The sequence below is a fragment of the Micromonospora sp. ABR4_055 genome, from assembly GCF_056160425.1.
Genome location: NZ_JBSWXD010000069.1, coordinates 1 through 25,553, shown reverse-complemented (window position 1 = coordinate 25,553; position 25,553 = coordinate 1). Strand labels below are relative to the sequence as shown.

Annotated in this window: 22 protein-coding genes; 9 read left to right on the top strand and 13 right to left on the bottom strand. The window is 71.4% G+C overall.

Annotated elements, in window-relative coordinates; genetic code table 11:
* Window positions 1–22: 22 nt before the first annotated feature.
* From ACXAHD_RS17195 to ACXAHD_RS17160, 8 genes are all read right to left on the bottom strand, one after another.
* Complete coding sequence (locus ACXAHD_RS17195; RefSeq protein WP_281552459.1) at window positions 23–685, bottom strand: class II aldolase/adducin family protein; 663 nt, start codon at window positions 683–685, stop codon at window positions 23–25.
* 78 nt (window positions 686–763) lie between these two features.
* Window positions 764–1,141, bottom strand: coding sequence for an ArsR/SmtB family transcription factor (locus ACXAHD_RS17190; RefSeq protein WP_123606510.1), 378 nt, complete (start codon window positions 1,139–1,141; stop codon window positions 764–766).
* A 58-nt stretch (window positions 1,142–1,199) separates the two neighbouring features.
* Complete coding sequence (pyrE, locus tag ACXAHD_RS17185; RefSeq protein WP_281552458.1) at window positions 1,200–1,739, bottom strand: orotate phosphoribosyltransferase; 540 nt, start codon at window positions 1,737–1,739, stop codon at window positions 1,200–1,202.
* A 154-nt stretch (window positions 1,740–1,893) separates the two neighbouring features.
* A complete protein-coding gene (locus ACXAHD_RS17180; RefSeq protein ID WP_281552457.1) occupies window positions 1,894–2,685 on the bottom strand; it encodes an SDR family NAD(P)-dependent oxidoreductase in 792 nt (263 codons plus the stop codon).
* 84 nt (window positions 2,686–2,769) lie between these two features.
* On the bottom strand, window positions 2,770–3,552 hold the full coding sequence (locus ACXAHD_RS17175) for a hypothetical protein (protein WP_289211794.1): 783 nt from the start codon (window positions 3,550–3,552) through the stop codon (window positions 2,770–2,772).
* Window positions 3,553–3,710: 158 nt separating this feature from the next.
* Window positions 3,711–6,302 carry an ATP-dependent chaperone ClpB gene (gene clpB, locus ACXAHD_RS17170; protein ID WP_289211793.1) on the bottom strand — a complete coding sequence of 864 codons (2,592 nt, stop codon included), beginning with the start codon at window positions 6,300–6,302 and terminating at the stop codon, window positions 3,711–3,713.
* Window positions 6,303–6,413: 111 nt separating this feature from the next.
* Window positions 6,414–6,839 carry a hypothetical protein gene (locus tag ACXAHD_RS17165; RefSeq protein ID WP_289211792.1) on the bottom strand — a complete coding sequence of 142 codons (426 nt, stop codon included), beginning with the start codon at window positions 6,837–6,839 and terminating at the stop codon, window positions 6,414–6,416.
* Window positions 6,782–7,570 (bottom strand): WD40/YVTN/BNR-like repeat-containing protein, encoded by a 789-nt coding sequence (locus ACXAHD_RS17160; protein ID WP_289211791.1) that lies wholly within the window; start codon window positions 7,568–7,570, stop codon window positions 6,782–6,784. Before ACXAHD_RS17160 ends, ACXAHD_RS17165 begins: the two co-directional genes overlap by 58 nt.
* A gap of 136 nt (window positions 7,571–7,706) precedes the next feature.
* On the opposite strand from ACXAHD_RS17160, the gene ACXAHD_RS17155 reads away from it, so the two are divergent.
* From ACXAHD_RS17155 to ACXAHD_RS17145, 3 genes are all read left to right on the top strand, one after another.
* Window positions 7,707–8,207, top strand: a complete 501-nt coding sequence (locus ACXAHD_RS17155; RefSeq protein ID WP_278172676.1) for a cation:proton antiporter regulatory subunit — start codon at window positions 7,707–7,709, stop codon at window positions 8,205–8,207.
* Window positions 8,208–8,214: 7 nt separating this feature from the next.
* Complete coding sequence (locus ACXAHD_RS17150; protein ID WP_281552453.1) at window positions 8,215–9,444, top strand: cation:proton antiporter; 1,230 nt, start codon at window positions 8,215–8,217, stop codon at window positions 9,442–9,444.
* 117 nt (window positions 9,445–9,561) lie between these two features.
* Window positions 9,562–9,993, top strand: a complete 432-nt coding sequence (locus ACXAHD_RS17145) for a hypothetical protein (RefSeq protein ID WP_123606516.1) — start codon at window positions 9,562–9,564, stop codon at window positions 9,991–9,993.
* A gap of 587 nt (window positions 9,994–10,580) precedes the next feature.
* On the opposite strand, the gene ACXAHD_RS17140 is transcribed toward ACXAHD_RS17145, so the two are convergent.
* The 4 genes from ACXAHD_RS17140 to dnaK all read right to left on the bottom strand — a co-directional run bounded on the left by ACXAHD_RS17140 (window position 10,581) and on the right by dnaK (window position 15,404).
* Window positions 10,581–11,048 (bottom strand): heat shock protein transcriptional repressor HspR, encoded by a 468-nt coding sequence (locus ACXAHD_RS17140; protein WP_281552452.1) that lies wholly within the window; start codon window positions 11,046–11,048, stop codon window positions 10,581–10,583.
* A 7-nt stretch (window positions 11,049–11,055) separates the two neighbouring features.
* The gene (gene dnaJ, locus ACXAHD_RS17135; RefSeq protein ID WP_289211790.1) at window positions 11,056–12,291 is read right to left on the bottom strand and encodes a molecular chaperone DnaJ; all 1,236 of its coding nucleotides are present in this window, start codon (window positions 12,289–12,291) and stop codon (window positions 11,056–11,058) included.
* A gap of 181 nt (window positions 12,292–12,472) precedes the next feature.
* Window positions 12,473–13,423: a nucleotide exchange factor GrpE gene (locus ACXAHD_RS17130; RefSeq protein WP_475051653.1), complete on the bottom strand. Its 951-nt coding sequence runs from the start codon at window positions 13,421–13,423 to the stop codon at window positions 12,473–12,475.
* A 67-nt stretch (window positions 13,424–13,490) separates the two neighbouring features.
* On the bottom strand, window positions 13,491–15,404 hold the full coding sequence (gene dnaK / locus ACXAHD_RS17125; protein ID WP_281552450.1) for a molecular chaperone DnaK: 1,914 nt from the start codon (window positions 15,402–15,404) through the stop codon (window positions 13,491–13,493).
* Window positions 15,405–15,748: 344 nt separating this feature from the next.
* Between dnaK and ACXAHD_RS17120 the strand changes: the two genes are divergently transcribed.
* The 3 genes from ACXAHD_RS17120 to ACXAHD_RS17110 all read left to right on the top strand — a co-directional run bounded on the left by ACXAHD_RS17120 (window position 15,749) and on the right by ACXAHD_RS17110 (window position 20,606).
* Complete coding sequence (locus ACXAHD_RS17120) at window positions 15,749–17,485, top strand: GTPase domain-containing protein (protein WP_281552449.1); 1,737 nt, start codon at window positions 15,749–15,751, stop codon at window positions 17,483–17,485.
* Complete coding sequence (locus tag ACXAHD_RS17115) at window positions 17,482–19,242, top strand: GTPase (RefSeq protein WP_281552448.1); 1,761 nt, start codon at window positions 17,482–17,484, stop codon at window positions 19,240–19,242. Before ACXAHD_RS17120 ends, ACXAHD_RS17115 begins: the two co-directional genes overlap by 4 nt.
* Before the next feature lie 134 nt (window positions 19,243–19,376).
* A complete protein-coding gene (locus ACXAHD_RS17110; RefSeq protein ID WP_281552447.1) occupies window positions 19,377–20,606 on the top strand; it encodes a hypothetical protein in 1,230 nt (409 codons plus the stop codon).
* Window positions 20,607–20,619: 13 nt separating this feature from the next.
* On the opposite strand, the gene ACXAHD_RS17105 is transcribed toward ACXAHD_RS17110, so the two are convergent.
* Window positions 20,620–21,396, bottom strand: a complete 777-nt coding sequence (locus ACXAHD_RS17105; protein WP_475051649.1) for a hypothetical protein — start codon at window positions 21,394–21,396, stop codon at window positions 20,620–20,622.
* Window positions 21,397–21,845: 449 nt separating this feature from the next.
* Here ACXAHD_RS17105 and pdhA point away from each other — a divergent pair, with 449 nt between their 5' ends.
* Genes pdhA through ACXAHD_RS17090 form a run of 3 tightly spaced genes read left to right on the top strand, consistent with a single transcriptional unit; the run spans window position 21,846 to window position 25,444 of the window.
* On the top strand, window positions 21,846–23,024 hold the full coding sequence (gene pdhA / locus ACXAHD_RS17100; RefSeq protein WP_281552445.1) for a pyruvate dehydrogenase (acetyl-transferring) E1 component subunit alpha: 1,179 nt from the start codon (window positions 21,846–21,848) through the stop codon (window positions 23,022–23,024).
* On the top strand, window positions 23,021–24,010 hold the full coding sequence (locus tag ACXAHD_RS17095) for an alpha-ketoacid dehydrogenase subunit beta (protein ID WP_475051668.1): 990 nt from the start codon (window positions 23,021–23,023) through the stop codon (window positions 24,008–24,010). The genes pdhA and ACXAHD_RS17095 overlap by 4 nt, the downstream gene beginning before the upstream one ends.
* Window positions 24,011–24,016: 6 nt before the next feature.
* Window positions 24,017–25,444: a dihydrolipoamide acetyltransferase family protein gene (locus tag ACXAHD_RS17090; RefSeq protein ID WP_281552444.1), complete on the top strand. Its 1,428-nt coding sequence runs from the start codon at window positions 24,017–24,019 to the stop codon at window positions 25,442–25,444.
* Window positions 25,445–25,553: the final 109 nt, after the last annotated feature.

Genomic DNA, 25,553 nt, shown 5'->3' with positions numbered 1-25,553 from the left:
TGGCCGATGCCGTGCCAGGGGTTCAGACGGTGCCGTGCTCCGCGTCCGGCAACTGGTCCAGGTAGTCGGCCGGCAGCGGCGTCAGGTCGTCGAGCCGACCGACGGCCAGTGCCCGGTAGGTGAGCCGGGCGGCCTCTTCCAGGTTGACCGCCCGTTTGTGGGCGAGCTCCACCGATCCGGCCAGTACGGAGCAGCCGTGCCGGGACAGGATCAGGCAGTTGGTGCCGTCGGCGGCCGCGTCGGCGGCGGCTCGGGCGAGACGCTGTCCGCCGGGCGGCGCGAACGGCACGGTGACGACGCGCCGCAGGTAGAAGGCGTGGTCGGTGGTGACCAGCCGGATCGGTACGCCGAGCGCGTCCAGCAGCAGCATGCTCTGCGGGTGCAGGTGCACGATGGCGCGGACGTCGGGGCGGGCACGGTAGACCGCCAGATGCAGCGCCAGCTCACTGGTCGGCCGGACCTGCGGTTCGTCGGGCAGGGTGCAGCCGTCCGCGATCCGCACCCGGGCGAACGATGCCGGGCCGAGCCGGTCCAGCCAGGTGCCGGACGCGGTTACCCAGCATTCATCGCCGCCCGGCAGGCGGGCGGACAGGTTGCCACCGGAGCCCACGACGAGACCGGCACGCACCACGTCGGACCCGACGTGGGCGAGCTGGTCCCGCAGATCGCCAGCGACGTACGTCACGCGGCGACCTCCGTAAACCTTGGGCACCTTGCCTGGCGGCTCCGCCTCCGCGAGTCGACCAGGCAAGGTGCCGTCAGGTCAGCGTGCCTTCTTGGTGGCGCGCTTACGCGGCGGGGTCAGCAGATCCGCGATCGTGGCGATCGCGGTCGGCACCAGCCGGTAGTAAGCCCACACTCCGCGCTTCTCCCGCTCCAGCAAGCCGGCCTCGGTGAGGATACGCAGGTGGTGGCTCACCGTCGGCTGGGAGAGCCCCAGCGGAGCAGTGAGGTCGCAGACGCAGGCCTCGCCTTCCGGTGCCGACTGGATCAGGCTGAGCAGCCTGAGTCGGGCCGGGTCGGCGAGCGCCTTGAGGACTCCAGCGAGTCGCTCCGCGTCCGCGCGTTCGATCGGCTCGCCGGCAAGCGGCGAGATTTGAGGCATGGTCATTTCAGCCAACGCAGTTCCCACGAAACCCATCCTTCCACCAAACAGCATCGATCCGCCTGCATATCAGCAGATCCGAATCGGCAAACTTTTAGGCCGGAAGGCCGAGGTCAGCCAACGTATAGGCGGCCCGATAGGCCAGTCCGGCTGCCCGAACCGCGTCACCGGCCCCACGATCGACGATCACCGCCACGCCGACCACCTCAGCTCCTGCCTTCTGTAGCGCCTCGACTGCGGTCAGTACGCTCCCACCGGTCGTCGAGGTGTCCTCCACTGCCAGCACCCGCCGGCCGGCCACGTCCGGCCCTTCGATCCGTCGCTGGAGTCCGTGCGTCTTGTCGGCCTTGCGCACCACGAAGGCGTCCAGTCGCCGTTGCTCCGCCGCAGCGGCGTGCAACATGGACAGAGCCACCGGGTCCGCTCCCAACGTCAGGCCGCCAACCGCCTCGTACTCCCAGTCCGCAGTGAGATCGAGCAGCACCCGTCCCACCAGCGGTGCGGCGGCGTGGTGCAGCGTCACCCGCCGCAGGTCGACGTACCAGTCAGCCTCGCGACCTGACGACAGCACCACCCTGCCGTGCACCACGGCCAGATCAGTGATGAATTTGCGCAGGTCGTCGTGGTCGCCCATGTCACAAAGAGTACTGCCCGTCACTGGGCCCCCATCCGCCGGCCCGGCAACTCGCCGATAACGCCATCCACGTCGCTAGCTGCCCATACACCACAAAACTCCAGGTCGCGGCAGCAGGAAGCGTTTCGACGGGCACGCTGGTACGCTCTCCGGCTCACTCGCGACCCTTCGGCCGGCCGGCGGCCAACCGGAGCAGCCCATGCGGAGCGTGACGCACCACAGTGGCGAGCGTCTTGTAGCGCCAGTCGGGGACGCTCACCGCCCGCCCCCTGGCCAGGTCCCGCAGACCATCGGCGACCACGTCGTCGGCCCGCAGCCACAGCCAGGTCGGCGAGCCGGAGGTCCGGATACCGGCGCGTTCGTGGAACTCGGTGCGGACGTAGCCCGGGCACAACGCCATCACCCGCACCCCGAGGTGGCGGACCGACATGTCGATCGACTCACTGAAGTTCGTCACCCAGGCCTTGCTCGCCGAATAGGTCGAACCAGCTGCTAACGGACCAAAGCCCGCCACCGACGAGACATTAATCACTCTGCCCTGTCGGCGTTGCACCATGCCGGGCAGGACGGCATGCGTCAACCGCAGCACCGCCTCCACATTGAGCCGCAGCAGCCGCAGCTCGTCCGCCTCGTCGGTGCGCCGGAACGACCGGTTCAGACCGATGCCCGCGTTGTTGACCAGCAGGTCGACCGGTGCGTCGACGGACCGCAGCCGGTCGGCCACGACGGTCACTCCACCGTCAGTAGCCAGGTCGGCGTCGAGCACCTCGACGGTCACGCCGTGCCGGTCGGCCAGGTCGTCAGCAAGCGTGGTGAGCCGCTGCCGGTCACGGGCGACCAGCACCAGCCGGTACCCGTCGCCGGCGAGCCGACGGGCGAAGCTGGCACCGAGGCCGGCAGTGGCCCCGGTGACCAGTGCGGTACGCAGGGCAGGCTTGTCCCCCACGTCGTCACCTCCTACGAGGACCGGGTCTCCCCGTACCGGCGGGTCGGTCCGCCCCGGGCGGACCGACCCGTGATCGACCGATCATCAGCTGGTCGGCGGCGGGGGGTTGCCCGGCGGATTCTCCGACGGTCCGGCAGCTGGCGGCGCACCTGGTGCCGGCGGCGGGCCGGGCGGGGTGGCCGGCGGCGGGCCGGCGGCCGGTGGTGTGCCGGGAGCGGCGGGGTAGCTCGGGTAGGCGCCGCCCGGCATCGGCGGCACGCCGTACCCGCCGCCCGGCACCGGCGGCTCCCAGGCGACGGCGGGCTTACGGAAGAAGTCGTTCGACGGCGGCAGCGCCAGCAGAATCAGCGCGGTCAGCAGCGCCAGCACGGTCACGACGCCGAGCAACAGGTTGGCCGGCTCATACCAGCCGGGCAGCGCGGCCTCCAGATCCCGTTGCACCTGCGCCGGGTCCGGCATGTTCGGGTCGGTGCTGGTCGGGCCGGTGGGCAACGCGCTGCCGGCCGCGCCGAGCGCGAGCCCGCCCCCGGAGCAGCAGAGGAAGATGCCACCGAGCACCCAGGTGACAATCCGAGACGGGTTCTTGCCCCGGTTGTTGAGCAGAGCCAGCACCACCAGGCCGGCGGCGATCAGCAGGCCGAAGATCGCGCCGGCGATCAGGGAGATCGTCGTGAGGCTGCTGATGGCCTCCATGTCGGTGCCGGCGTAGGCGTCCTCGTAGACCTGTTGCATCGTGCCCATCACCGACAGCGCGACGATCAGGCCGACGACCTGCAGCGCGGCGATCAGGAACAGCAGGTAACTCGAAATGGTGACGGTGCTCGGCCGCGCCTTGACCGGTGGCGCGGCCGGATTCGGATCCGACACGGCTCTCCTTCCCGAAGCTTCGGAAGATCACCGTAGCGGTACCCCGCCAGTGACACGGGGCAAACGGACGCCGCGTCGACCTCGCGTTTCGTCGCCGAACCCGGCCTCGCAGTCGAGCAGAGCGATCGACGGCACTCACCGACATACATCGATGCTGGTCAGCCGGCCTGCACCGCCAGCCCTTCCTTGTCGTCGGCGAGCTGCACCCGGACGGTGTCGCCGTCGCGGATCTCACCGGCCAGCAGCGCCTTGGCCAACTGGTCGCCGATCGCCGACTGGACCAGTCGACGCAGCGGCCGGGCTCCGTAGATCGGGTCGTAGCCGTGCTCGGCCAGCCAGCTGCGGGCGGTGTCGTCGACGTCCAGGGTCAGCCGGCGGTCGGCCAACCGCCGGCGCATCCGGTCCAGCTGGATGTCCACGATCGACCGCAGCTCCGCGCCGCTGAGCATCGCGAAGACCACGATGTCGTCCAGCCGGTTGAGGAACTCCGGCTTGAAGTGCGCCCGGACCACCGCCAGCACCGCGTCGCGGCGCTGCTCCTCGGTCAACGTCAGGTCGTTGATCAGCGTCGAGCCGAGGTTGGAGGTGAGGATCAGGATCGCGTTGCGGAAGTCGACCGTACGGCCCTGCCCGTCGGTGAGCCGACCGTCGTCGAGCACCTGCAGCAGCACGTCGAAGACGTCCGGGTGGGCCTTCTCCACCTCGTCGAGCAGGATCACCGAGTACGGCCGGCGGCGTACCGCCTCGGTCAACTGACCACCCTCCTCGTACCCGACGTAGCCGGGCGGGGCACCGACGAGCCGGGCCACCGAGTGCTTCTCGGCGTACTCGCTCATGTCGATGCGGACCATGGCCCGCTCGTCGTCGAAGAGGAACTCGGCCAGGGCCTTGCCCAGCTCGGTCTTGCCGACGCCGGTCGGGCCGAGGAAGAGGAAGCTGCCGGTCGGCCGGTCCGGGTCGGCGACGCCAGCGCGGGCCCGGCGGACCGCGTCGGAGACGGCGGTGACCGCGGCGGCCTGGCCGACCACCCGGGCGCCCAGCGAGGACTCCATCCGCAGCAGCTTGGCGGTCTCGCCCTCCATCAGTCGGCCGGCCGGGATACCGGTCCAGGCGGCGACGACGGCGGCGATGTCGTCCGCGCCGATCTCCTCCTTGAGCATCGCGCCGTCGGCCTGCAGCGCGGCCAGCTCGGTCTCGGCGCGGGCGAGCTCGCCCTGCAGCGCCGGGATTCGGCCGTACCGCAGCTCGGCGGCGCGCTCCAGCTCACCGTCGCGTTCGGCCCGCTCGGCCTCGCCACCGAGGCGTTCCAGCTCCTCGCGGGCGGTGGAGATCCGGGTGATGTGCCCCTTCTCCAGCTGCCAGCGGTCGCTGAGCGCGGTCAGCTGCTCGCGCTTGTCGGCCAGCTCCCGGCGCAGCCGCTCCAGCCGCTGCGCCGAGCCGGGGTCGGGCTCCTTGGCCAGCGCCATCTCTTCGATCTCCAGCCGGCGCACGGCCCGCTCGATCTCGTCGACCTCGACCGGCCGGGAGTCGATCTCCATCCGCAGCCGGGAGGCGGACTCGTCGACCAGGTCGATCGCCTTGTCCGGCAGGAACCGGTCGGTGATGTAGCGGTCGGACAGGCCGGCGGCGGCGACCAGCGCGGCGTCGGTGATCCGTACGCCGTGGTGCACCTCGTAGCGCTCCTTGAGCCCGCGCAGGATGCCGATGGTGTCCTCCACGGTCGGCTCGCCGACCAGCACCGGCTGGAACCGGCGCTCCAACGCCGGGTCCTTCTCGATGTGCTCGCGGTACTCGTCGAGGGTGGTCGCGCCGACCATCCGCAGCTCGCCCCGGGCCAGCATCGGCTTGAGCATGTTGCCGGCGTCCATCGAGCCTTCGCCCTTGCCCGCGCCGACCACCGTGTGCAGCTCGTCGAGGAAGGTGATCACCTGGCCGTCGGAGCCCTTGATCTCCTCCAGGACCGACTTCAGCCGCTCCTCGAACTGCCCCCGGTACTGCGCACCGGCGACCATCGCGCCGAGGTCGAGCGACACCAGCCGCTTGTCGCGCAGCGACTCGGGTACGTCGCCGGCGACGATCCGCTGGGCGAGACCTTCGACGATCGCGGTCTTGCCGACGCCGGGTTCGCCGATCAGCACCGGGTTGTTCTTGGTACGCCGGGACAGCACCTGGATCACCCGGCGGATCTCGGCGTCCCGGCCGATCACCGGGTCGATCTTGCCGTCGCGGGCGCTGGCGGTCAGGTCGACGCCGTACTTCTCCAGCGCCTGGTAGGTCTGCTCCGGGTCGGCGGTGGTGACCCGGCGGTCGCCGCCGCGCACCGACGGGAACGCGGCGACCAGGTTTTCCTCGGTGGCTCCGGCATCCTTGAGCAGCCCGGCGACGGCCCCGCCGACCCGGGCCAGCCCGGCCAGCAGGTGCTCGGTGGAGGTGTACTCGTCGCCGAGCGGGCGGGCGATCTGCTCGGCCGCGCCGATCGCGTTGGCGAACTCGCGGGACAGGCTCGGCTCGGCGACGCTGGAGCCGCGCGCGGCGGGCAGGTTCTCCACGGTCCGTACGGCGGACCGGCGGATCTCCACCGGGTTGGCGCCGACGGCCCGCAGCAGGCCGGCGGCGGTCGAGCCGCCGGTGTCCAGCAGGGAGAGCAGCAGATGCCACGGTTCGACCGTGGCATGGCCCCGCTGGTTGGCGATGGCGACCGCGGCGGTGATGACTTCGCGACTCTTCGTGGTCAGGCGTTCGGCGTTCATGTGCTCCCCTGTACGGCAGGTTGGTCCACTGATGAGGACACCACCAGACTTGAGTCTATTCCACTCAACTCCGATCGACGAGTCGACCGCCGAAGCCCGACCCGCACCGGTCTACCGCCCGTACGGTTCCCAGGAGATCTCCACCCACCCGGCACCCGACGGCTGTCGCACGTTGAGCAGCACCGCTCCGTCCGGTCGGACCGCCTGCACCGTCGCGTCCCGCAGCCGGGTGAGGTACGCACCCTGCACCGGCCAGTCGATCGGCTCGAAGCGGCCGTCGGAGCCGAGCGACCAGACACCGGTACGGGTGGTGACCAGCAACCGGCCACCGTCCGGCAGCGCCGACATCACGTCCGGCGGCGGGTCGTGGACCGGCACCGGCTCCAGCCGACCCCAATCGGCCCGCCAGACGAGCGGAAACTCACCCGGCAGGGGCACCGGCTCGCCGATCAGCCAGTAACCGCCCGACGGCGTCGTCTCTACGACGAACTGGCGGATCCGCTCCGGATCCGCGACGGTGACGCGTCGGTCCGCCACAGCCAGCGCACCCCGGTCCCACCGCCACCGTCATCGTCAGTCGCCACCGGCGCGCCGAACGCCACATGCAGCCGGCCGTCGTGCAGCCCGGCGACGGTCAACTTGTCGCCGATGTACCCGACGGTCTGCACGACCGGGATCGGCGGCTGCTGCGCCAACGGCTTCACCCCCACCTGGGTGGCTTCGCCGACCCGGGCGACACCGTCGGAGCCGCAGCACACCTGGTACCGCCCGTGCACGGCGGCGAACTCCGGCGGCATCGACCCGTCCGGGCCGTTGCCCCGGGTGAAGGTCACACCCCCGTCGAGCGACCGGTACCAGGCGGCGTCGGCGGACAGCACCAGGCTGCCGTGGCCGACCAGCATCGAATGCTCCGCCACCGCCGGGTCCGGGTGCTCCCGGTGCTGCCAGGACCGGCCGCCGTCGGCGGTCGCGTAGAGCACCGCCGGGCAACTCGCCGGCGCCCCGGCGCCCACCGACGTGTCGCATCCGTGGAAGTAGGCGTACCCGTGTTTGGCGTCGTCGAACGCGACGAATGGGGCGGCGTAGCCGGCCGGCACCCGCATCGGGCGGACCTCGACGGCGGGCCCACCGACAGGCACCGTCGCGTCGGTCGACGGGGCCGCGCGGTCTGGAGGTGGCCGGCGGATGTCGCCGATCGAACACCCGGTGAGGATCAGCAGGGCCGACAGAACGATGGCCGTGATGGACCCGCCTGCCCGACGTCGCATCCACCCTCTCCTTCCGTCCGCGCCCCACGACCGCCCGGTCCGGCGACCACGCCTGGGCCGATTCGGCACCGCGTCCGCACCAGTCTGCCGGGACGCGGCGCGACCGTCTGCCCTTAGGCGGCGTAGCGTGGACGGTGTGCGCGCACGTGTGGAACAGGTCGACCTGCCCGGCATCGGGGTACGCCACGACCTGATGACCGAGTCAGGCCGACGGATCGGTGTGGTGAGTCACCGGTCAGGGCGTCGGGACCTCGTCCTGTATGACCGGGACGACCCGGACGCCTGTGACGCCGACATCCCGCTGACCGACGACGAGGCGGAGGCGCTCGCCGACATCCTCGGCGCGTCGCTGATGCTCAGCCAGCTCGCCGGGCTGCGCGACCAGGCCGCCGGGCTGCTCACCGAGCAGGTACCGATCTCGGCCGGCTCGCCGTTCGTCGGCCGTACCCTCGGCGACACCAAGACGCGGACCCGTACCGGGGCGTCGATCGTGGCGGTGCTGCGCAACCGGGAGGTGCTGGCCTCTCCCGGGCCGGAGTTCCGGTTCGCCGCCGGCGACGTGGTGGTGGTCGTCGGCACCAGGTCCGGGCTGGACGGCGTCGGCGGCATCCTCGCCAACGACGACCCGGCCGGCTGACCCGGCCATGCACGACAGCGCACTGCTGCTGATCGAACTCGGCGCGCTGCTGCTGCTCCTCGGTCTGCTCAGCCGCCTGTCCCGGCGCTACGGGCTGTCGCCGATCCCGCTCTACCTGCTCGCCGGGCTGCTGTTCGGTCACGGCGGCCTGCTCCCGCTGCACGACATCCAGGACTTCTTCGCCGTCGGGGCGGAGATAGGCGTGGTGCTGCTGCTGGTGATGCTCGGGCTGGAGTACTCGGCGAGCGAGCTGATCGGCAACCTGCGCCGGGCGGCACCGGCGGGCCTGATCGACGCGCTGCTCAACGCGCTGCCGGGAGTCGCGTTCGCCCTGCTGCTCGGCTGGGGGCCGACCGCCGCCGTGGTGCTCGGCGGGATCACCTGGATCTCGTCGTCCGGCGTGATCGCCAAGATGCTCGGCGACCTGGGCCGGCTGGGTAACCGCGAAACGCCGGTCATCCTGTCGATCCTGGTCGTCGAGGACCTGGCGATGGCGTTCTACCTGCCGGTGCTCAGCGCGGTGCTGATCGGCGCCGGGCTCGCCGCCGGCAGCCTCGCGGTCGCGGTGGCGGTCACCACGGTCACCGTCGTGCTGCTGGTCGCGGTCCGGTTCGGCCACCGGATCTCCGCTCTGCTGTCGGTACGCGACCCGGAGGCGCTGCTGCTCGGCGTACTCGGATTGACCCTGCTGGTCGCCGGGATCGCCGCCGAACTGCAGGTCTCCGCGGCGGTCGGCGCGTTCCTGGTCGGCATCGCGCTGTCCGGGCCGGTGGCGCACAGCGCCACCGAACTGCTCACCCCGCTGCGGGACGTGTTCGCCGCGGTCTTCTTCGTCTTCTTCGGGCTGGTGACCGACCCCCGGGACATCCCGCCGGTGCTGCTGCCGGCCCTCGGCCTGGCGGTGGTGACGATGGGCACCAAGGTGCTGACCGGCTACCTGGCCGCCAAGCGGGCCGGCATCGCCGCTCCCGGTCGGTGGCGGGCCGGGCTGGCGCTGATGCCGCGTGGGGAGTTCTCCATCGTGATCGCCGGCCTTGCGGTCGCCAGCTCCGGCATCGAGCCGGCGCTCGCGCCGTTGGCCACCGCGTACGTGCTGATCACGGTGGTAACCGGACCGGTGCTGGCCCGGATTCCGGATTCCCGCTGGTTCAAGCATCGGCTGCGGGGGCGGCCCGCACCCCTCGCGGCCAGCGGAAATCACCTGACGGGAGCGGACCAACACGTACCGGCTTCGTGAAAGGCATTACCAGGGACTTCCCCGATCACCCTCCGACACGCTACCGTGGCGCGGCAGTAGCTAGTGGTAGGCCCAGGGCCGGTTGTGCCCTGTCGGCCGCGAACGGGAGGGTCCCCGTTGAGCGTGCAAGAGTCGGCGTTCCGCGGCTTCGCCAACCCGGTGGACCCAGCGCCCGCCGAGCTGCGCGCCTGGGCGTACCAGCCGGACTCGGTCCCGCTGCAGTCGATGCCGCAGGACTGGGACCTGCTCGTCTCCGGTGACCGGCTGATCACCACGCTGTTCGACCTGGCGATGGATCCGACCTGTCCGGCCCGCCGGTTCGCGCTGCACTGCCTCTACATCTACGCGGCGGACGGCATCCGGACCAACTTCCGCGCCCACCCGAAACGGCGGCTGCGCAAGCTGGTCGAGCAGGCCGAGCAGGACGGCGACGAGCTGATGTCGGTCTGGGCGCACAACACCCGGGTGCTGCTGGCCAAGCCGCAGCTGTTCGACTACCACGACTGGTGCGAGGGCGGCCTGGTCCGCAAGTCCCGCCGGCTGAGCTAGCATCCGCGAGTCCCGCGACCGCGACCTGCATCGCCCGCTGCAGGCCGGCCAGCAGCTGGTCCCGGTCGACCAGGATCGCCCGCTCCGGCTCGGGCAGCTCGGTGAGGAGTTGCATCATCACCGCGACCAGCGCGCCGACGAACGATCCCACCATCGCGGCGGCGGTGACCTCGTCGAGCTCGTCCGGGAAGGATTCGTGCAGCCCTCGGGCCGGCTCGGTCTGTCCGCTGAGCAGCAGCCGGAGCGCGTAGCCCTGCAGCGCCGGGCTGGCCAGGATCATCCGGACCCGGACCGGTACCAGCCGGGCGAACAGCTGGTCGGAAAAGGTGCTGGTGGCGATGTTCCGGGCACCGCTGATCGCGGTCAAGGCCGCGGTGCTGGCGCTGCTGTCCATCGGCACTGCGTACGGCGTACTGGTGGTGATCTTCCAATGGGGGTGGGGACTGGGGCTGATCGGTGTCGACCGCCCGGTACCGATCATGTCCGTGGTGCCGACGCTGCTCTTCGCCGTGCTGTTCGGCCTGTCGATGGACTGCGCTGCTGAGCCTGCTCGGTCACCGCGCCTGGTGGCCGGTCCGCAGGGTCGGCTAGCCGGTCTGCCCGGAACCTGGGCGGGCCGGCCGGTCCCGGCGCTGCGGCCGCCACACCACCAGGGCGGTCGAGGTGCGGCTGGTCGGGACCAGGTCACGTCGCGGGTACGGGCCGACCGACTCCAGCTCGGCGATCCGCTGGTACGCCTCGGCCAGCTCGGCGCGCAACCCGTCAACCTGCTGCTGCAGGTCGCCGACGAGCTGCTCCAGCCCGATGATCCGCTTGATGCCGGCCAGGTTGACGCCGTCGTCCTGGCTGAGCCGCTGGACCTCGCGCAGCAGCACCACGTCCCGGACGCTGTACCGGCGGCCGCCGCCAGCCGCCCGGCCGGCCTGCACCAGGCCCAGCCGGTCGTACTGGCGCAGCGTCTGCGGATGCATGCCGGCCATCCGCGCCGCCACCGAGATGATCAGGACCTTGGCGTCGGAGGCGGCCTCGAACGTGATCAGCAGCTCGTCGTCCACCCCTCACTCACCTCCCGTCTGTCCCTCGCCGCGACCCGGCGGCCTGCTCCTCGTTGCGACGCAGCCGGGCGGCGAGACGTTCCCGGTCGGCAGCGGGGGTGTGCTCCGCAAAGGTCCGCAGGGCGGCCCGTGCCGACTCGTCCACGGTAGCCGGAACGACGACCTCGACGGTCACCAGAAGATCACCGGTGGTGCCGTCCCGACGGGGCACGCCCTTGCCACGTGCCCGCAAGGTACGCCCACTCGGCGTACCTGGTTGCACCCGAAGCGTCACGGCGCCGTCCATGGTCGGGACCCGCAGGTCGGTGCCGAGCACCGCCTCGGCGTAGGTGATCGGCACGGTCAGGGTGAGATCGTCGCCGGTCCGCCCGAACAGCTCGTCGTTGCGGACCTTGACCAGCACGAACAGGTCACCGGCCGGGCCACCCCGGTCGCCCGGCTCACCCCGCCCGGCCAGCCGGATCCGCTGGCCGTCCGCCACGCCGGGTGGGAAACGGACGTTCAGCGTCCGGGTCTTGGTCACCCCGCCGGAGCCGTGACATTCCGGGCACTTCTCGTCGACGATCGTGCCCACCCCCTGGCAGTCCCGGCACGGCTCGGAGAAGCTGAACGACCCCTGGTTGCGGGTGGTCAGCCCGGTCCCGGCACAGGTCGGGCAGGTCCTCGGCACCGAGCCGGGCTTGGCACCGTTGCCATGGCAGGTGTCGCACACCCCGGGTGCCCGCAGGCTCAGCGGCAAGGTCGTGCCGCGTACGGCGGCGCCGAAGTCGAGCACCACCTCGGCCTCGACGTCGCGGCCTCGAGCCGGGCCACGGGTACGCATCCCGCCCCCGCCGCCGCCGGAGAAGATCGAGCTGAAGATGTCGGAGAACCCGGCCCCACCGAACCGCCGGTCCCCGGCACCGCCGGCACCGGCACCGGCACCGGCACCTGCGAAGCCGCCGAACAGGTCGGCCGGGTCGAAGCCCGGCCCACCGCCACGCGCCCCCCGGCGGAACGCGCCCGAACCGAACAGCGAGCGCATCTCGTCGTACTCCTTGCGCCGCCGATCGTCGGCCAGCACGTTGTACGCCTCCGAGACCGCCTTGAACCGCTCCTCGAAGGCCGAGTTGCCGGGGTTGTGGTCGGGATGCAACTCGCGGGCCAGCTTGCGGTACGCCTTCTTGATCTCGTCGGCGGAGGCTGTCCTGGGCACCCCCAGCACGGCGTAGAAGTCCTTTTCCAGCCAGTCCTTGGAACTCACCCTGTCCTCCTCCTGTCCGTCACCGGACCCCGCCCCTGACCGCGTTGGCACCGTCCGGACGACCGGCCGACCACTGCCGGCCCGGCCGACGCCCTGCGTCTGTGAGCGCGGTGCCGGGGGCGGGACGCGCCCCATTCCCCGCCGCCGGCCGTGATGTTCGCCGGTGGACCACCGGCGGCGGTCATTCCGGGTCTGCGACAGCGACCAGCGCCGCCCGCAGCAGCCGGTCCCCGAGCAGGTAGCCCCGCCGCATCACGTCGACGCAGGTGGGTTCGGTGACCTCGGCGGAGGTCAGGTGGGCGACCGCCTCGTGCTGGGTGGGATCGAACGGGTCGCCCTTCTCACCGAAGGCGGTGAGTCCGAACTTGCTCAGCGCCGCGCCGAGCTGCTCGGCCACGGCGCCGAACGGGCCGACCAGGTCGCCGTGCTCCCGCGCCCGGTCCAGGTCGTCCAGGATCGGCAGCAGCGCGGCGAGGACCGCACCGGTGGCCTGCTCGGCGGCGACCCCTTTGTCCCGCTCGACCCGCTTGCGATAGTTGGCGTACTCGGCGGTCACCCGCTGCAGGTCGCGGGTGCGTTCGTCGAGATCGGCGCGGAGTGCCCCCAGCTCGGCGCCGAGCGGACCGGAACCGGCTGCGCCCCCGGCCGCCTCCTCGGCGTCCGACTCCGGTGCCGGCTCCACCACCTCGCCGACCACCGGCTCACCGGCCACCGGTTCGTCGACGACGGCGGTGTCCGACGAGTCGGGCTGAACTGCCCGGTCGGCGCCGGACCCGGTGCTCGTCGCGGATCGGTTCTCGGTCGCGGATCGGGTCGGCTCGTCCTTTCCGGTTTCGCTGGCGGCCGACCCGTCCGCGGACCTGTCGTCGGCTTTCCCGCTCACTGGCTCCTCCTCCGTGCCCGACCGGGCGTGCCGCCCGGTCGGACGATGGTCGGTGGGGGGTGCCGCACCCGTCGGCTCGGCCGCCGCGTGCCGCGCGGTCCGGGGCCGCGTCCCGGTCGGGTCGATCCGGCGTTTGTCCCGGATCACCAGGCGCTCGGTGGTCTCACCGTCCGCCTGCTCGACCGGTGCCGAGCGGCGCCTCGGCGGGCCGGTGCCGGCCGGATCAGCGGCCCGTGACTTCTCCGTCATGTGGCTACCTCGCTCCGTGCGGCGGTTCGAGGGAAGATCATCGCTGGTCCTCGGCCTCGACGAGGACTCACTTCTTGTCGTCCTCGATGATCTCCGCGTCGACCACGTCGTCCGGCCCGCCGGCGGCACCACCCGACGCGGACGCCCCAGCGGCGCCCGGTCCGGCGGTGCCCGGTCCGGCCTCGCCGGGGCCGCCGGCACCGCCCGGCTGACCCGGCTGCTCGGCCTGCTGGGCGTAGAGCTGCGAGCCGGCCTGCTGGGAAACCTGGGCCAGCTTCTCGTGCGCGGACTTGATCGCCTCGATGTCGCTGCCGGCCAACGCGCCACGCAGTTCGCCCAGCGCGTCGTTCATCTGGTCGCGAGAGTCCGACGGCAGCTTGTCACCGCTCTCGGCGAGGAACTTCTCGGTCTGCCACTGCAGCTGCTCGGCCAGGTTGCGGGTCTCCGCCTCCTCGCGACGCCGCTTGTCCTCGTCGGCGTGGTCCTGCGCGTCGCGCATCATCCGCTCGATGTCGTCCTTCGGCAGCGCCGAACCGCCGGTGATCGTCATCGACTGCTCCTTGCCGGTGCCCAGGTCCTTGGCGTTGACGTGGACGATGCCGTTCGCGTCGATGTCGAAGGCGACCTCGACCTGCGGCACGCCGCGCGGCGCCGGCGGGAGCCCGGTCAGCTCGAAGGTGCCGAGCTTCTTGTTGTACGCGGCGATGTCCCGCTCACCCTGGAAGACCTGGATGAGCACCGACGGCTGGTTGTCGTCAGCCGTGGTGAACACCTCGGAACGCTTGGTCGGGATGGTGGTGTTGCGCTCGATCAGCTTGGTGAAGATGCCGCCCTTGGTCTCGATGCCCAGGCTCAGCGGGGTCACGTCGAGCAGCAGGACGTCCTTGACCTCGCCCTTGAGCACACCGGCCTGCAGCGCAGCACCGACCGCGACCACCTCGTCCGGGTTGACGCCCTTGTTCGGCTCCCGGCCGGTCAACTGCTTGACCAGGTCGGAAACGGCCGGCATCCGGGTGGACCCGCCAACCAGAATGACGTGGTCGACGTCGGCCAACTTGACGCTGGCGTCCTTGATCGCCTGCTCGAACGGGCCCTTGCAGCGGTCCAGCAGGTCCTGGGTCATCCGCTGGAACTCGGCGCGGGTCAGCGTGACGTCCAAGTGCAGCGGCGCCGACGGGGCACCGTCCGACCCGGCCGGGCCGGCGGTGATGTACGGCAGGTTGATGCTGGTCGTGGTGGCGGCGGACAGCTCGATCTTGGCCTTCTCCGCGGCTTCCCGCAGCCGCTGCATCGCCATCTTGTCCTGGGCCAGGTCCACGCCGTGCTGGCCACGGAACGTCTTCACCAGGTGGTCGATGATCCGCTGGTCCCAGTCGTCACCACCGAGGAGGTTGTCACCACTGGTCGACTTGACCTCGATCACGCCCTCGCCGAGCTCCAGCAGCGAGACGTCGAAGGTGCCGCCACCGAGGTCGAAGACCAGGACGGTCTGCTCCTTGGAGCCCTTGTCCAGGCCGTACGCCAGGGCTGCCGCGGTCGGCTCGTTGACGATTCGCAGCACGTTGAACCCGGCGATCTCGCCGGCTTCCTTGGTGGCCTGACGCTGCGCGTCGTTGAAGTACGCCGGGACGGTGATCACCGCGTCAGTGATCCGTTCACCGAGGTAGGCCTCGGCATCCCGCTTGAGCTTCATCAGGGTACGGGCGGAGATCTCCTGCGGCGTGTACTTCTTGCCGTCGATGTCGACGGTCCAGTTGGTGCCGATCTCCCGCTTGACCGACCGGATCGTCCGGTCCGGGTTGGTCACCGCCTGTCGCTTGGCGACCTCGCCGACGAGCACCTCACCGTTGCGGGCGAACGCGACGATGGAAGGAGTGGTCCGGGAGCCCTCCGCGTTGGCGATGACGGTAGGCTCACCACCCTCCAGCACACTGACGCAGGAGTTCGTCGTGCCCAGGTCGATACCGACCGCACGTGCCATGGTCGCTTCCTCGCTTCGTTCGTAGAGCAGGTGCCGGGGCACCGCCCCGCCGTACACCCACCACAAGTTGAGTGGACTTGACTCAATACTGCCACGATCGCAGCCGCCGTCAAGTCAGGTTGAGTCGGAGTCGCGCAACCTACACCCTCACCAGCAACGATCCCCCCTCCGACCCCGTCGCACACAGTGTCATCGGCAGCCACGCCGGGCCGGTTCAGGTTGTCTGGCATGCATTGATCGGGCACGCTTTACCCGTGACCACGCAGGGCGGACCGGCCGCGCCCAACCCCGGCGCACCCGCACTTCCCGCTGCACTCGAGCGACTACGCTCCGCAATCGCGGCTATGGCGTACCCTCTCGTGCTGCCCTCGGCCGAGGAGGGCCGCGAGGTCGGTGCCGGCTTGATCGCCCAGCTGGACGACTATCTACTACCCCGGCTCGCCCGACTCGACGCACCGCTGCTGGTGGTGGTCGGCGGCTCCACCGGTGCGGGCAAGTCGACCCTGGTCAACAGCATGGTCCGGGCCCGGGTCAGCGCCACCGGCGTACTACGGCCCACCACCCGGTCCCCGGTGCTGGTCAGCCACCCGGCGGACGCCAGCTGGTTCCGGCAGGGCGAGCTGCTGCCCGGTCTGACCCGCACCGCCGGCCCCACCGACGCCCCGGACGCGCTGCAGCTCGTCGCCGCGCCGGCGCTACCCCCCGGGCTGGCCTTTCTCGACGCGCCGGACATCGACTCGGTGGTCGACGCCAACCGGGCGCTCGCCGTCCAACTGCTCGCCGCCGCCGACCTGTGGCTGTTCGTCACCACCGCCGCCCGGTACGCCGACGCGGTTCCCTGGCAACTGCTGCAGACCGCGCAGCTGCGCGGGACCATGGTCGCGCTCGCCCTGGACCGGGTGCCGACCGAGGCGGTCGACGAGATCACCGCGCACCTGCGGGAGATGCTCACCGACCACGACCTCGGCGACGTCCCGATCTTCGTGGTGCCCGAGACGGTGGTCGGCGGCCAGGGACTGCTGCCGGAAATCGTCGCCGCACCGCTGCGCGAATGGTTCGGCCAGCTCGCCGGGGACGCCGCCGCCCGCGCCGCGGTGATCCGGCAGTCCCTGGACGGGGCGCTGAGCGCGCTGGCGCCGACCGTCGAAGGGCTGGCCTCCGCCGCCGACGACCAGCTCGACGCGGCCCGCACCCTGACCGACCGGGTCCGCGCCGCGTACCGCAGCGCGAGCCGCAACGCCGAGCAGGCGGTGCAGGACGGCCGGCTGCTCCGCGGCGAAGTACTTGGCCGCTGGCAGGACTTCGTCGGCACCGGCGAACTGTTCCGTTCACTGGAGGCCAGGGTGGGGCGGCTTCGCGACCGGGTGCTCAGCGCCGTCACCGGCCGGCCCGCACCCGCCAACCAGCTGCGGACCGCGATCGAGTCACAACTGGTCACCCTGATCAGGGGCGCGGCGACCGAGGCCGCCGACGCCGCGAACCTCGCCTGGCGGACCCACCCGGCCGGTGCCGCGCTACTCACCCCGGACCTCGCCCAGCCCTCCGCTGACCTGCCGGAACGCGCCGAGCGACTGGTCCGCGACTGGCAACGCGACGTGCTCGAACTGGTCCGGGCCGAGGCCGGCGACAAACGGTTCGTCGCCCGCACCGCCGCGTACGCGGTGAACGCCACCGGGCTCGCCGTCATGATCGCCGTCTTCGCCTCGACCGCCTTCATCCCGACCGGGCTGGAGGTCGCCGCCGCCGGCGGCACCACCGTCGCCGCCCAGAAGGTGCTCGAGGCGATCTTCGGCGACCAGGCGATCCGCAACCTCGCCAACCGGTCCCGGGAGGGTCTGCTGCGCCGCATCCGGGCACTGCTCGATGAGGAGGCCGGCCGCTACCTGCGGCTGATCGAAGCGGCCGGTGTCCCGCCGCAGGCCGTCGACGCCACGGCCACCCCGCCCGGCGACCGGCTGCGCGCCGCAGCCGTCGAGGTCGAGCAGGCCCGGGCGGCAGCCGGGTTGAGCAGCGGTACGCCGTACCGGTTGCCGGACACCCTGCCCGGCGCGACCGGACCGCTGCCGGGAGCGGTCGCGTGACCGGCTTCGTCGACCGGGTCCGACACCTGGTCCGAGGAGACTCACGGGTGGACGCCGACCTGCTGGTCGACCGGCTCGACGCGCTCGGGCGGTTCCTGCGCGCCGCCGACGGTCGGATTCCCGACGACCGGCTCGGAGCCGCCCGCACCCTGGTCGAGCGGGCCGGAGCCCGGCTGGCGCTGTCCCGGGAGCACACCGTCGTGGCGCTGGCCGGCGCCACCGGCAGCGGCAAGTCCAGCATCTTCAACGCGCTGGCCGGGCGGGACCTCTCTTCGGTCGGCGTGCGCCGCCCCACCACCGGGTACGCGCACGCGTGCGGTTGGGGGGCGGTCGACGGGGCGAGCGGGCTGTTGGACTGGGTCGGGGTCCTGCCCCGACACCGGTTCGTCCGGGAGAGCGCCCTGGACGGCACCGACGAGGCCGGGCTGCACGGTCTGGTCCTGCTCGACCTGCCCGACTTCGATTCGGTTGAGTACGGACACCGGCTGGAGGTCGACCGGCTACTCGGCCTGGTCGACCTGGTGATCTGGGTGGTCGACCCGCAGAAGTACGCCGACCGGGTGATCCACCGCAGCTATCTGCGGGAGTTCCATCGCAACCGGGACGTCACCGTGGTGGTACTCAACCACGCCGACCGGCTGGACCGGGCCGAGCTGCCCCGGCTGCTCGCCGACCTGCGCCGGCTGCTCGACGCCGACGGGCTCGACGGAGTCCCGCTGCTGGCCACCTCGGCGCTGGTGCCGGCCGCGATGACCGAGCTGCGCCGGCTGTTGGAAGGCACGGTGGCCGAGCGGCAGGCGGCGCTGCGTCGACTCTCCGGTGATCTGGATACGGTCACCGACGGTCTGGCGGAGCTGGTCGGTCCGGCCGACGAACGCGCCGAGGATGAGATCAACCGCGGCACGGTGCGCCGGCTCAGCCTGGCGCTGGCGGCGGCGGCCGGGGTGCCGAGCGTCGTCGACGCCGTCGAGTCGGCGTACCTGCACCGGGCCGGGGCCGCGACCGGCTGGCCACTCACCCGGGCCTGGCGCAGGCTGCGGCCGGATCCGCTGCTACGGCTGCACCTGCTCGGCTCCGGCCGGACCGGCGGCACCGGCCCGGCCGACCAACCAGCGCCGGTGACCGCGCCCGATCGACCGGTGCCGCCGTCGCTGACCGGGGCTGGTGGACCGGTGCCGGTCACCTCGTTGCCGGCGCCGAGTGCGGCGCAGCGCGCCGCGGTCGATCTGGCCGTACGCAGCCTCGCCGAGCAGGCCGGTAGTCGGCTGCCGACCCCCTGGTCTGCGGCGGTTACCGCCGCCGCCCGGTCGCAACGGGCCGAGCTGCCGGACGCTCTCGACCGGGCGATCGGCGGCGCCGACCTGGGCCTGGACCGGCAGCCGATGTGGTGGCGGCTGGTCCGCGCGGTGCAGTGGGCGGTCACCGCCACCGCCGCCGCCGGGCTCGGCTGGCTGCTGGTCGGCTTCGTCATCCGTACGCTGGGTCTGCCGGCCCTCGACTATCCGACGGTCGGTGTCCTGCCGGTGCCGACCGCGATGCTGCTCGGCGGCCTGCTCGGCGGGGTTCTGCTCAGTCTGTTGATCCGTCCGGTGACCGGGTGGGCGGCCCGACGGGTCCGCAGACGGGCCGAGGACCGGCTGTACGACGTGGTGGCCGAGACTGCCCGCCGGTTGGTCGTCGCCCCGGTCCGGGCGATCCTGCAGGCGCACGCCGACGCCCGCGACGCGCTGGACCGCGTTCGGTCGTCCCACCGCTGAGGGCCCTGTCCGGTCTTCTGGTGGGAGCGCGGCCCACGGCCTGGCTGGACGGGGCCGGAGTCCACCCGCCCGGCGTGCCCGACATGTAACGCACAGGTGATGCCACCCGCCGCAGCACGGCGTAGGGTCGATTCATGGCCACGCCTGAAACCCCCTACGAAGCGGTGCTCGCCGCCGCCCGTGACGTGACCAAGTTGGAGTGTGCACTCGACGCGGAGATGCTCGGCGCCGCCCTGCTCGGCAGCGTGTACGCGGTGGCGGAGACGGACCGCGCCGATGCGGTCCGGGAGTTCGTCGGCGGTTTTCTCGCCGCCACCACCCGCCGGCGCGCCGCCGCCGCTACCACCATCCGTACCGTCTTCGCCCGGCTGGTGCCGGAGGCGGCGGGCGCCGCCGCGGTGAAGGTCGGCAAGACCGCGCCGCCCTGGTCGGACCGGTTGGGCCGGGTCCGGCTGACCGGCAGCTACGCGTACGGCGACGTGTACGGCGACCAGACCTCGTACCTGGCCACCTTCGCCTACGACGACGAGCTCGGCGGCCCCGAACACGCGATGGTGGCGCTGGTCGACCACAACATCGGCATCACCAAGGATGTCTTCGTCGGCGGTCCGGCCGAGCGGGTCCTCGGTCAGGTCCGGCAGATGTGCGCCAACGACGAGCTGACCTGGTTCCGTGAAGAGGATCCCCGGGTCCTGCGCGGTGAGGTGAGCCGGCACCTGGCGATCACCGACGGGCTGGGCGAGTTGCCCGGCGAGGGGTCGCTCGCCACCGACCGGGCGTTGGTCGGCGCGCGGCTCGCCGTACTGCCCGCGCCGCTGCGGACCGTGGCGCTGGCGCCGGACGACCCGCTGCCCGCCGACCGGCGGACCGTCCTGGTGCGGGAGTTCCTCGCGTCTGCCGAGGCCAAGCGGTTCGGTCTGGACGCGGCCGGCGACGCCGACCTCGCCTCGCTGCACTTCTGCCTGAGCCTGGTGCTCGACCACTCGGCGAGCCTGCTCGACCCCGACCCGATGCGCTGGAGCCCGGCGGTGGCTGGCATGTTCCTGCTGGACTGGGTGCACCGCCGGGCGGTGCTGGACATCGACGACGCGGCCATGCTGCCCGGCGTGGTCCGCGGCTGGTCCGCGTACGCCGGCCGGCAGCGCGGTCTACCGGCAGCGGCGTTCAGCCAGATGGACGCCGCGATCGCCGAGATGGTGCCGGAGTTCGTCCGTCTCTACACCACCGGGGAGCGCCGCAGCCCCGCCACGGCCGCAGTCGCCCAACTCCTTGCCGAGGGTGTCGACCTCAACGATCCGCAGGCGCTCGACGCCTGGATCGAGGCCAACCGGCAACGACTCGCCGACGAGCAGGGCGGATCCTGACGGGTCTATCCGGTTATGCCGCGTCCGACGGCTGCGGGCTGCAGGACGGATCCGGCGTCGGGTCCGGATCCACGTCGGGGTCCGGGGTCGACGTCGGCGACGGATCGATGTCCGGATCGATGTCCGGATCGATGTCCGGATCCACATCTGGATTCGGCGACGGCGTCGGGGACGGATCGGGATCCGGCGACGGATCGATGTCCGGGTCGACGTCCGGGTCGACGTCCGGGTCGACGTCCGGATCCGGCGACGGTGTCGGGGACGGACCGGGATCCGGGTCGATGTCGGGGTCGACGTCGGTGACGGGCGGCGGGTCGTCCGGAGTGCCGGACGGTGGCTGTTCCGATCCTGGATCGCTGGGGGTCGTCGGTGCTGGACCATCGGAGTCCGCCGGTGCGCCCGGGGCCGGCCGGTCACGATCCGACGGTCCGCCCCCGCTGTCGCGCCGGGTGCCGGTGGAAGGTCCGTCCCGGCCGCCGGCACGACGATCCATCGATGCGTCCTGGTCGGTACCGTCCCCGCCGGTCGGCTCGACCGGTCCGGACGGGGTCGGGTGCGGCAGCGGATGCACGATGATCGGTCCGCCGCCCGGCTGGCCGATCAGCGGCAGCACCGTGGCCGGGCCACCCCCGGCCACCGTCGCCGAACCCGCGCCGAGCGTCGCCAGCAGCGGCAACGAGGCGGTCAGCACCAGCAACGCCACGATCAACGCGAACCGCCGGGCAGGTCCGTCCACCTCGGTAGGCCGGGCCAGGCGATCCTGCGGCAGCAGCACGGCTGGACTCCTCATCGGTATGGCCTCCGGTCGATCCACGGTCCTACAGATCACCGGTTCTGGATACATAGTGAAGCAGTGACAGAAAGTTTTCCAGTTCAATACATCGTGTTATCAGAACCGGACGGATGAGTCACACTCGGCCGAACGCAGCGCGAGGCTACAAGTTCCGCGCAACGCGGACATCGCACCTGCATGCCCGGACCGACCTATGACACCCCTCACCTCCAATGCGAATATGGACCGGACGGCACCGCAGCCGCTGCCTCCGCCTCTACCGCGGCGGGCACGACTCGATGACGTCCCTCCCGGACCGGGTCCAGCCAGAACCCGGCCCGTGCCGCGCGGCAACCCTGACCCGGGCCAGGCGCGGTGAGAGGACCTGCACCGGCAGCAGCCGGCAGCGGGACGAGCTGCGCGGTCGGGACACCCCCGCTGCCACGCACGAGCGATGGGAGAGACGGATGGCGAAAGGCGAGCGCGGGACAGCGACCCGTGCCAGACCGGCCGCGGCTCGACGGCGCGTTAGCAAGAACGCCGCCGATCCGGAGTTGGTGCAGCTGCTGACTCCGGACGGCGAACGGATCGACCGGGTGACCGGCCCCGACGGCACGCAGTACACGGTCGACTTCACCGACGCCGAGTACCGTGCCCTCTACCGGGACCTCGTCGTGGTGCGGAAACTCGACGCCGAGGCGACCGCCCTGCAGCGCCAGGGCGAACTGGGCATCTGGGCGAGCCTGCTCGGTCAGGAGGCCGCGCAGGTCGGCTCCGGACGGGCGCTGCGCGCTCAGGACATGGCGTTTCCCACCTACCGCGAACACGGTGTGCTCTACTGCCGCGGCATCGACCCGATCATGCCGCTGGGGTTGTTCCGCGGGGTCGACCAGGGTGGCTGGGATCCGAACGAGTTCAAGTTCAACATGTACACGATCGTGATCGGCGCCCAGACGCTGCACGCCACCGGCTACGCCATGGGCATCACCATGGACGGCAAGGTCGGCGGCGACGACGGCGAGGCGGTCATCGCGTACTTCGGTGACGGGGCGTCGGCGCAGGGTGACGTCAACGAAGCCTTCGTCTGGTCCAGCGTCTTCAACGCGCCGATCGTCTTCTTCTGTCAGAACAACCAGTACGCGATTTCCGAACCCCTCGAACGACAGACCAGGATCCCGCTCTACCAGCGGTCGTCCGGCTTCGGCTTCCCGGGCGTACGGGTGGACGGCAACGACGTGCTGGCCAGCTACGCGGTGACCCGGACCGCGCTGGACAACGCCCGGCACGGGCAGGGTCCGACGCTGATCGAGGCGTACACGTACCGGATGGGGGCGCACACCACCTCCGACGACCCGACCCGGTACCGGATCGCCAGCGAGGTGGAGGCGTGGCAGGCCAAGGACCCGATCGCCCGGGTCCGCGCCTTCCTGGAGAAGCAGCAGATCGCCGATGCCGACTTCTTCGCCGAGGTCGACGCGCAGGCTAAGCGGGACGCGGTGCACCTGCGGGAGCGGGTGCTGAGCATGCCCGACCCGCAGCCCGGCGCGCTCTTCGATCACGTGTACGCGCACGGCTCGCCGCTGCTCGACACCGAGCGGGCCCAGTTCGAGCGGTACCTGGCATCGTTCGAGGGAGGGTCGCACTGATGGCTGAGACACTCACTCTCGGCAAGGCGCTCAACGCCGGGCTACGCAGGGCGCTCGACAGCGACAGCAAGGTCGTCCTGATGGGCGAGGACGTCGGCAAGCTCGGCGGCGTCTTTCGGATCACCGACGGCCTGCAGAAGGACTTCGGCGAGGACCGGGTGATCGACACCCCGCTGGCCGAGTCCGGAATCATCGGCACCGCCGTCGGCCTGGCCATCCGCGGCTTCCGCCCGATCTGCGAGATTCAGTTCGACGGCTTCGTCTACCCGGCGTACGACCAGATCGTGTCCCAGGTGGCCAAGATGCACTACCGGTCGCAGGGCAAGGTGAAGCTGCCGATCGTGATCCGGATCCCGTTCGGCGGCGGTATCGGTGCGGTGGAGCACCACTCCGAGTCGCCTGAGGCGTACTTCTCGCACACCGCCGGGCTGAAGGTCGTCGCCTGCTCCAACCCGCAGGACGCCTACACGATGATCCAGCAGGCGGTGTTCTCCGACGACCCGATCATCTTCCTGGAGCCGAAGCGGCGGTACTGGGAAAAGGCGCCGGTCGAGCTGGAGGCACCACCGGGTACGGCGTACCCGCTGCACGCCGCCCGCACAGTGCGGCCCGGCAGCGACGCGACGGTCCTGGCGTACGGGCCGATGGTACGCACCGCGCTGGACGCGGCGACCGCCGCCGCCGAGGAGGGCCGCGAACTCGAGGTGATCGACCTGCGGTCACTGTCCCCGCTGGACCTGGCCGGTACGTACGAGTCGGTCCGGCGGACCGGCCGTTGCGTGGTGGTGCACGAGGCGCCGACAAACCTCGGTCTCGGTGCCGAGATCGCCGCCCGGATCACCGAGGAATGCTTCTACTCCCTGGAGGCGCCGGTCCTGCGGGTGGGCGGCTTCAACACGCCGTACCCGGCTGCCCGCCTGGAAGAGGAGTACCTGCCGGACCTGGACCGGGTACTCGACGCCGTCGACCGCGCGTTCGGTTGGTGAGCGCCGATGTCTCGGATCAAACAGTTCGACCTGCCTGATCTCGGCGAAGGCCTCACCGAGGGAGAAATCCTCAAGTGGCTCGTCGGGGTCGGCGACGTCATCGAGCTGAACCAGCCGATCGTCGAGGTGGAGACCGCGAAGGCCGCGGTAGAGATCCCCGCCAAATGGGGCGGGCGGGTGCAGGCCATCTTCCACCCGGAAGGTGCCACAGTCGAGGTCGGCACGGCGATCATCGCGATCGACACCGAGCCGGCCGCCGGCCCCGCCGCTGAACCGACCGGCCCAGCCCCGTCCCGACCCGAACCGCCACAGCCGGAGATCCCGCCGACCAGCGGTGCGATCGAGCCGGGCATGATCGGCGGGCCGGCACCCGGTGGTCGGACCGCCGTGCTGGTCGGCTACGGCCCGCGGACCACTGCGGCCAAGCGCCGGCCCCGCCGCACCACCGGTGAACCGACTCAGCCGGCCGAAGTGGCGTCGGCGTCGGCCGGCCAGCTGACGGCCGAGCCGGCACCGGCTGAACCGGTACCGGCCGGACCAGGCCCAACCGGGCCGGTGACGAAGGCGCTGGCCAAGCCACCGGTGCGCAAACTCGCCCGGGACCTCGGAGTCGACCTGGCCGGGCTGCGCGGGAGCGGTCCGCTCGGCTCGGTCACCCGGGTCGACGTACTCCGGGCCGGCGAGGCACGAAACGGGTCGGCGCAGACCGGGCCCGCCGTACCGTTGTCCGCCTCCGACCGCGAACAGCGGATCCCGGTCAGAGGGGTACGCAGGTTGACTGCGGAGAACATGGTCGCGTCGGCGTTCACCGCGCCGCACGTCACCGAGTTCCTCACCGTCGACCTGACCAGATCGGTGAAGGCACTGGACCGGATCCGGAGCCAGCCCGACTGGCAGGGGATCAAGGTCTCGCCGTTGCTGATGGTGGCCCGGGCGATGCTGCTGGCGGCACGCCGGCACCCGATGGTGAACTCCACCTGGGCCGGCGACGAGATCGTGGTCAAGGAGTACGTGAACCTCGGCATCGCGGCGGCGACCGAACGGGGCCTGATCGTGCCGAACATCAAGGACGCTGGGCGGCTGACCACTCGGGAGCTTGCCGAGGCGATGGCCGACCTGGTTCGGACTGCGAAGGCGGGGCGGACCGCGCCGGCCGACATGGCCGGCGGCACGATGACCGTCACCAACGTCGGGGTGTTCGGAGTGGACAGTGGCACTCCGATCCTCCCGCCGGGCGAGTCGGCGATCCTCGCGATCGGCACGATCCGCAAGGCACCCTGGGTACACAAGGAGAAGATTCGGATACGCCAAGTAGCGACCCTGGCGCTGTCGTTCGACCACCGGATCATCGACGGCGCACTCGGCTCCGCCTTCCTACGCGACGTCGGAGCGTTCCTGACCGACCCGGAGGCGGCACTGCTCGCCTGGACCTGACCGCCGACCCCTGACGCGACCACGAACGGAGGGGGGGCAAGAGAAAGCGGGGAAGAAACTTTTCTTGCGGCACCCAATATGCCCCCACCAACAACATCACCGGCATGGA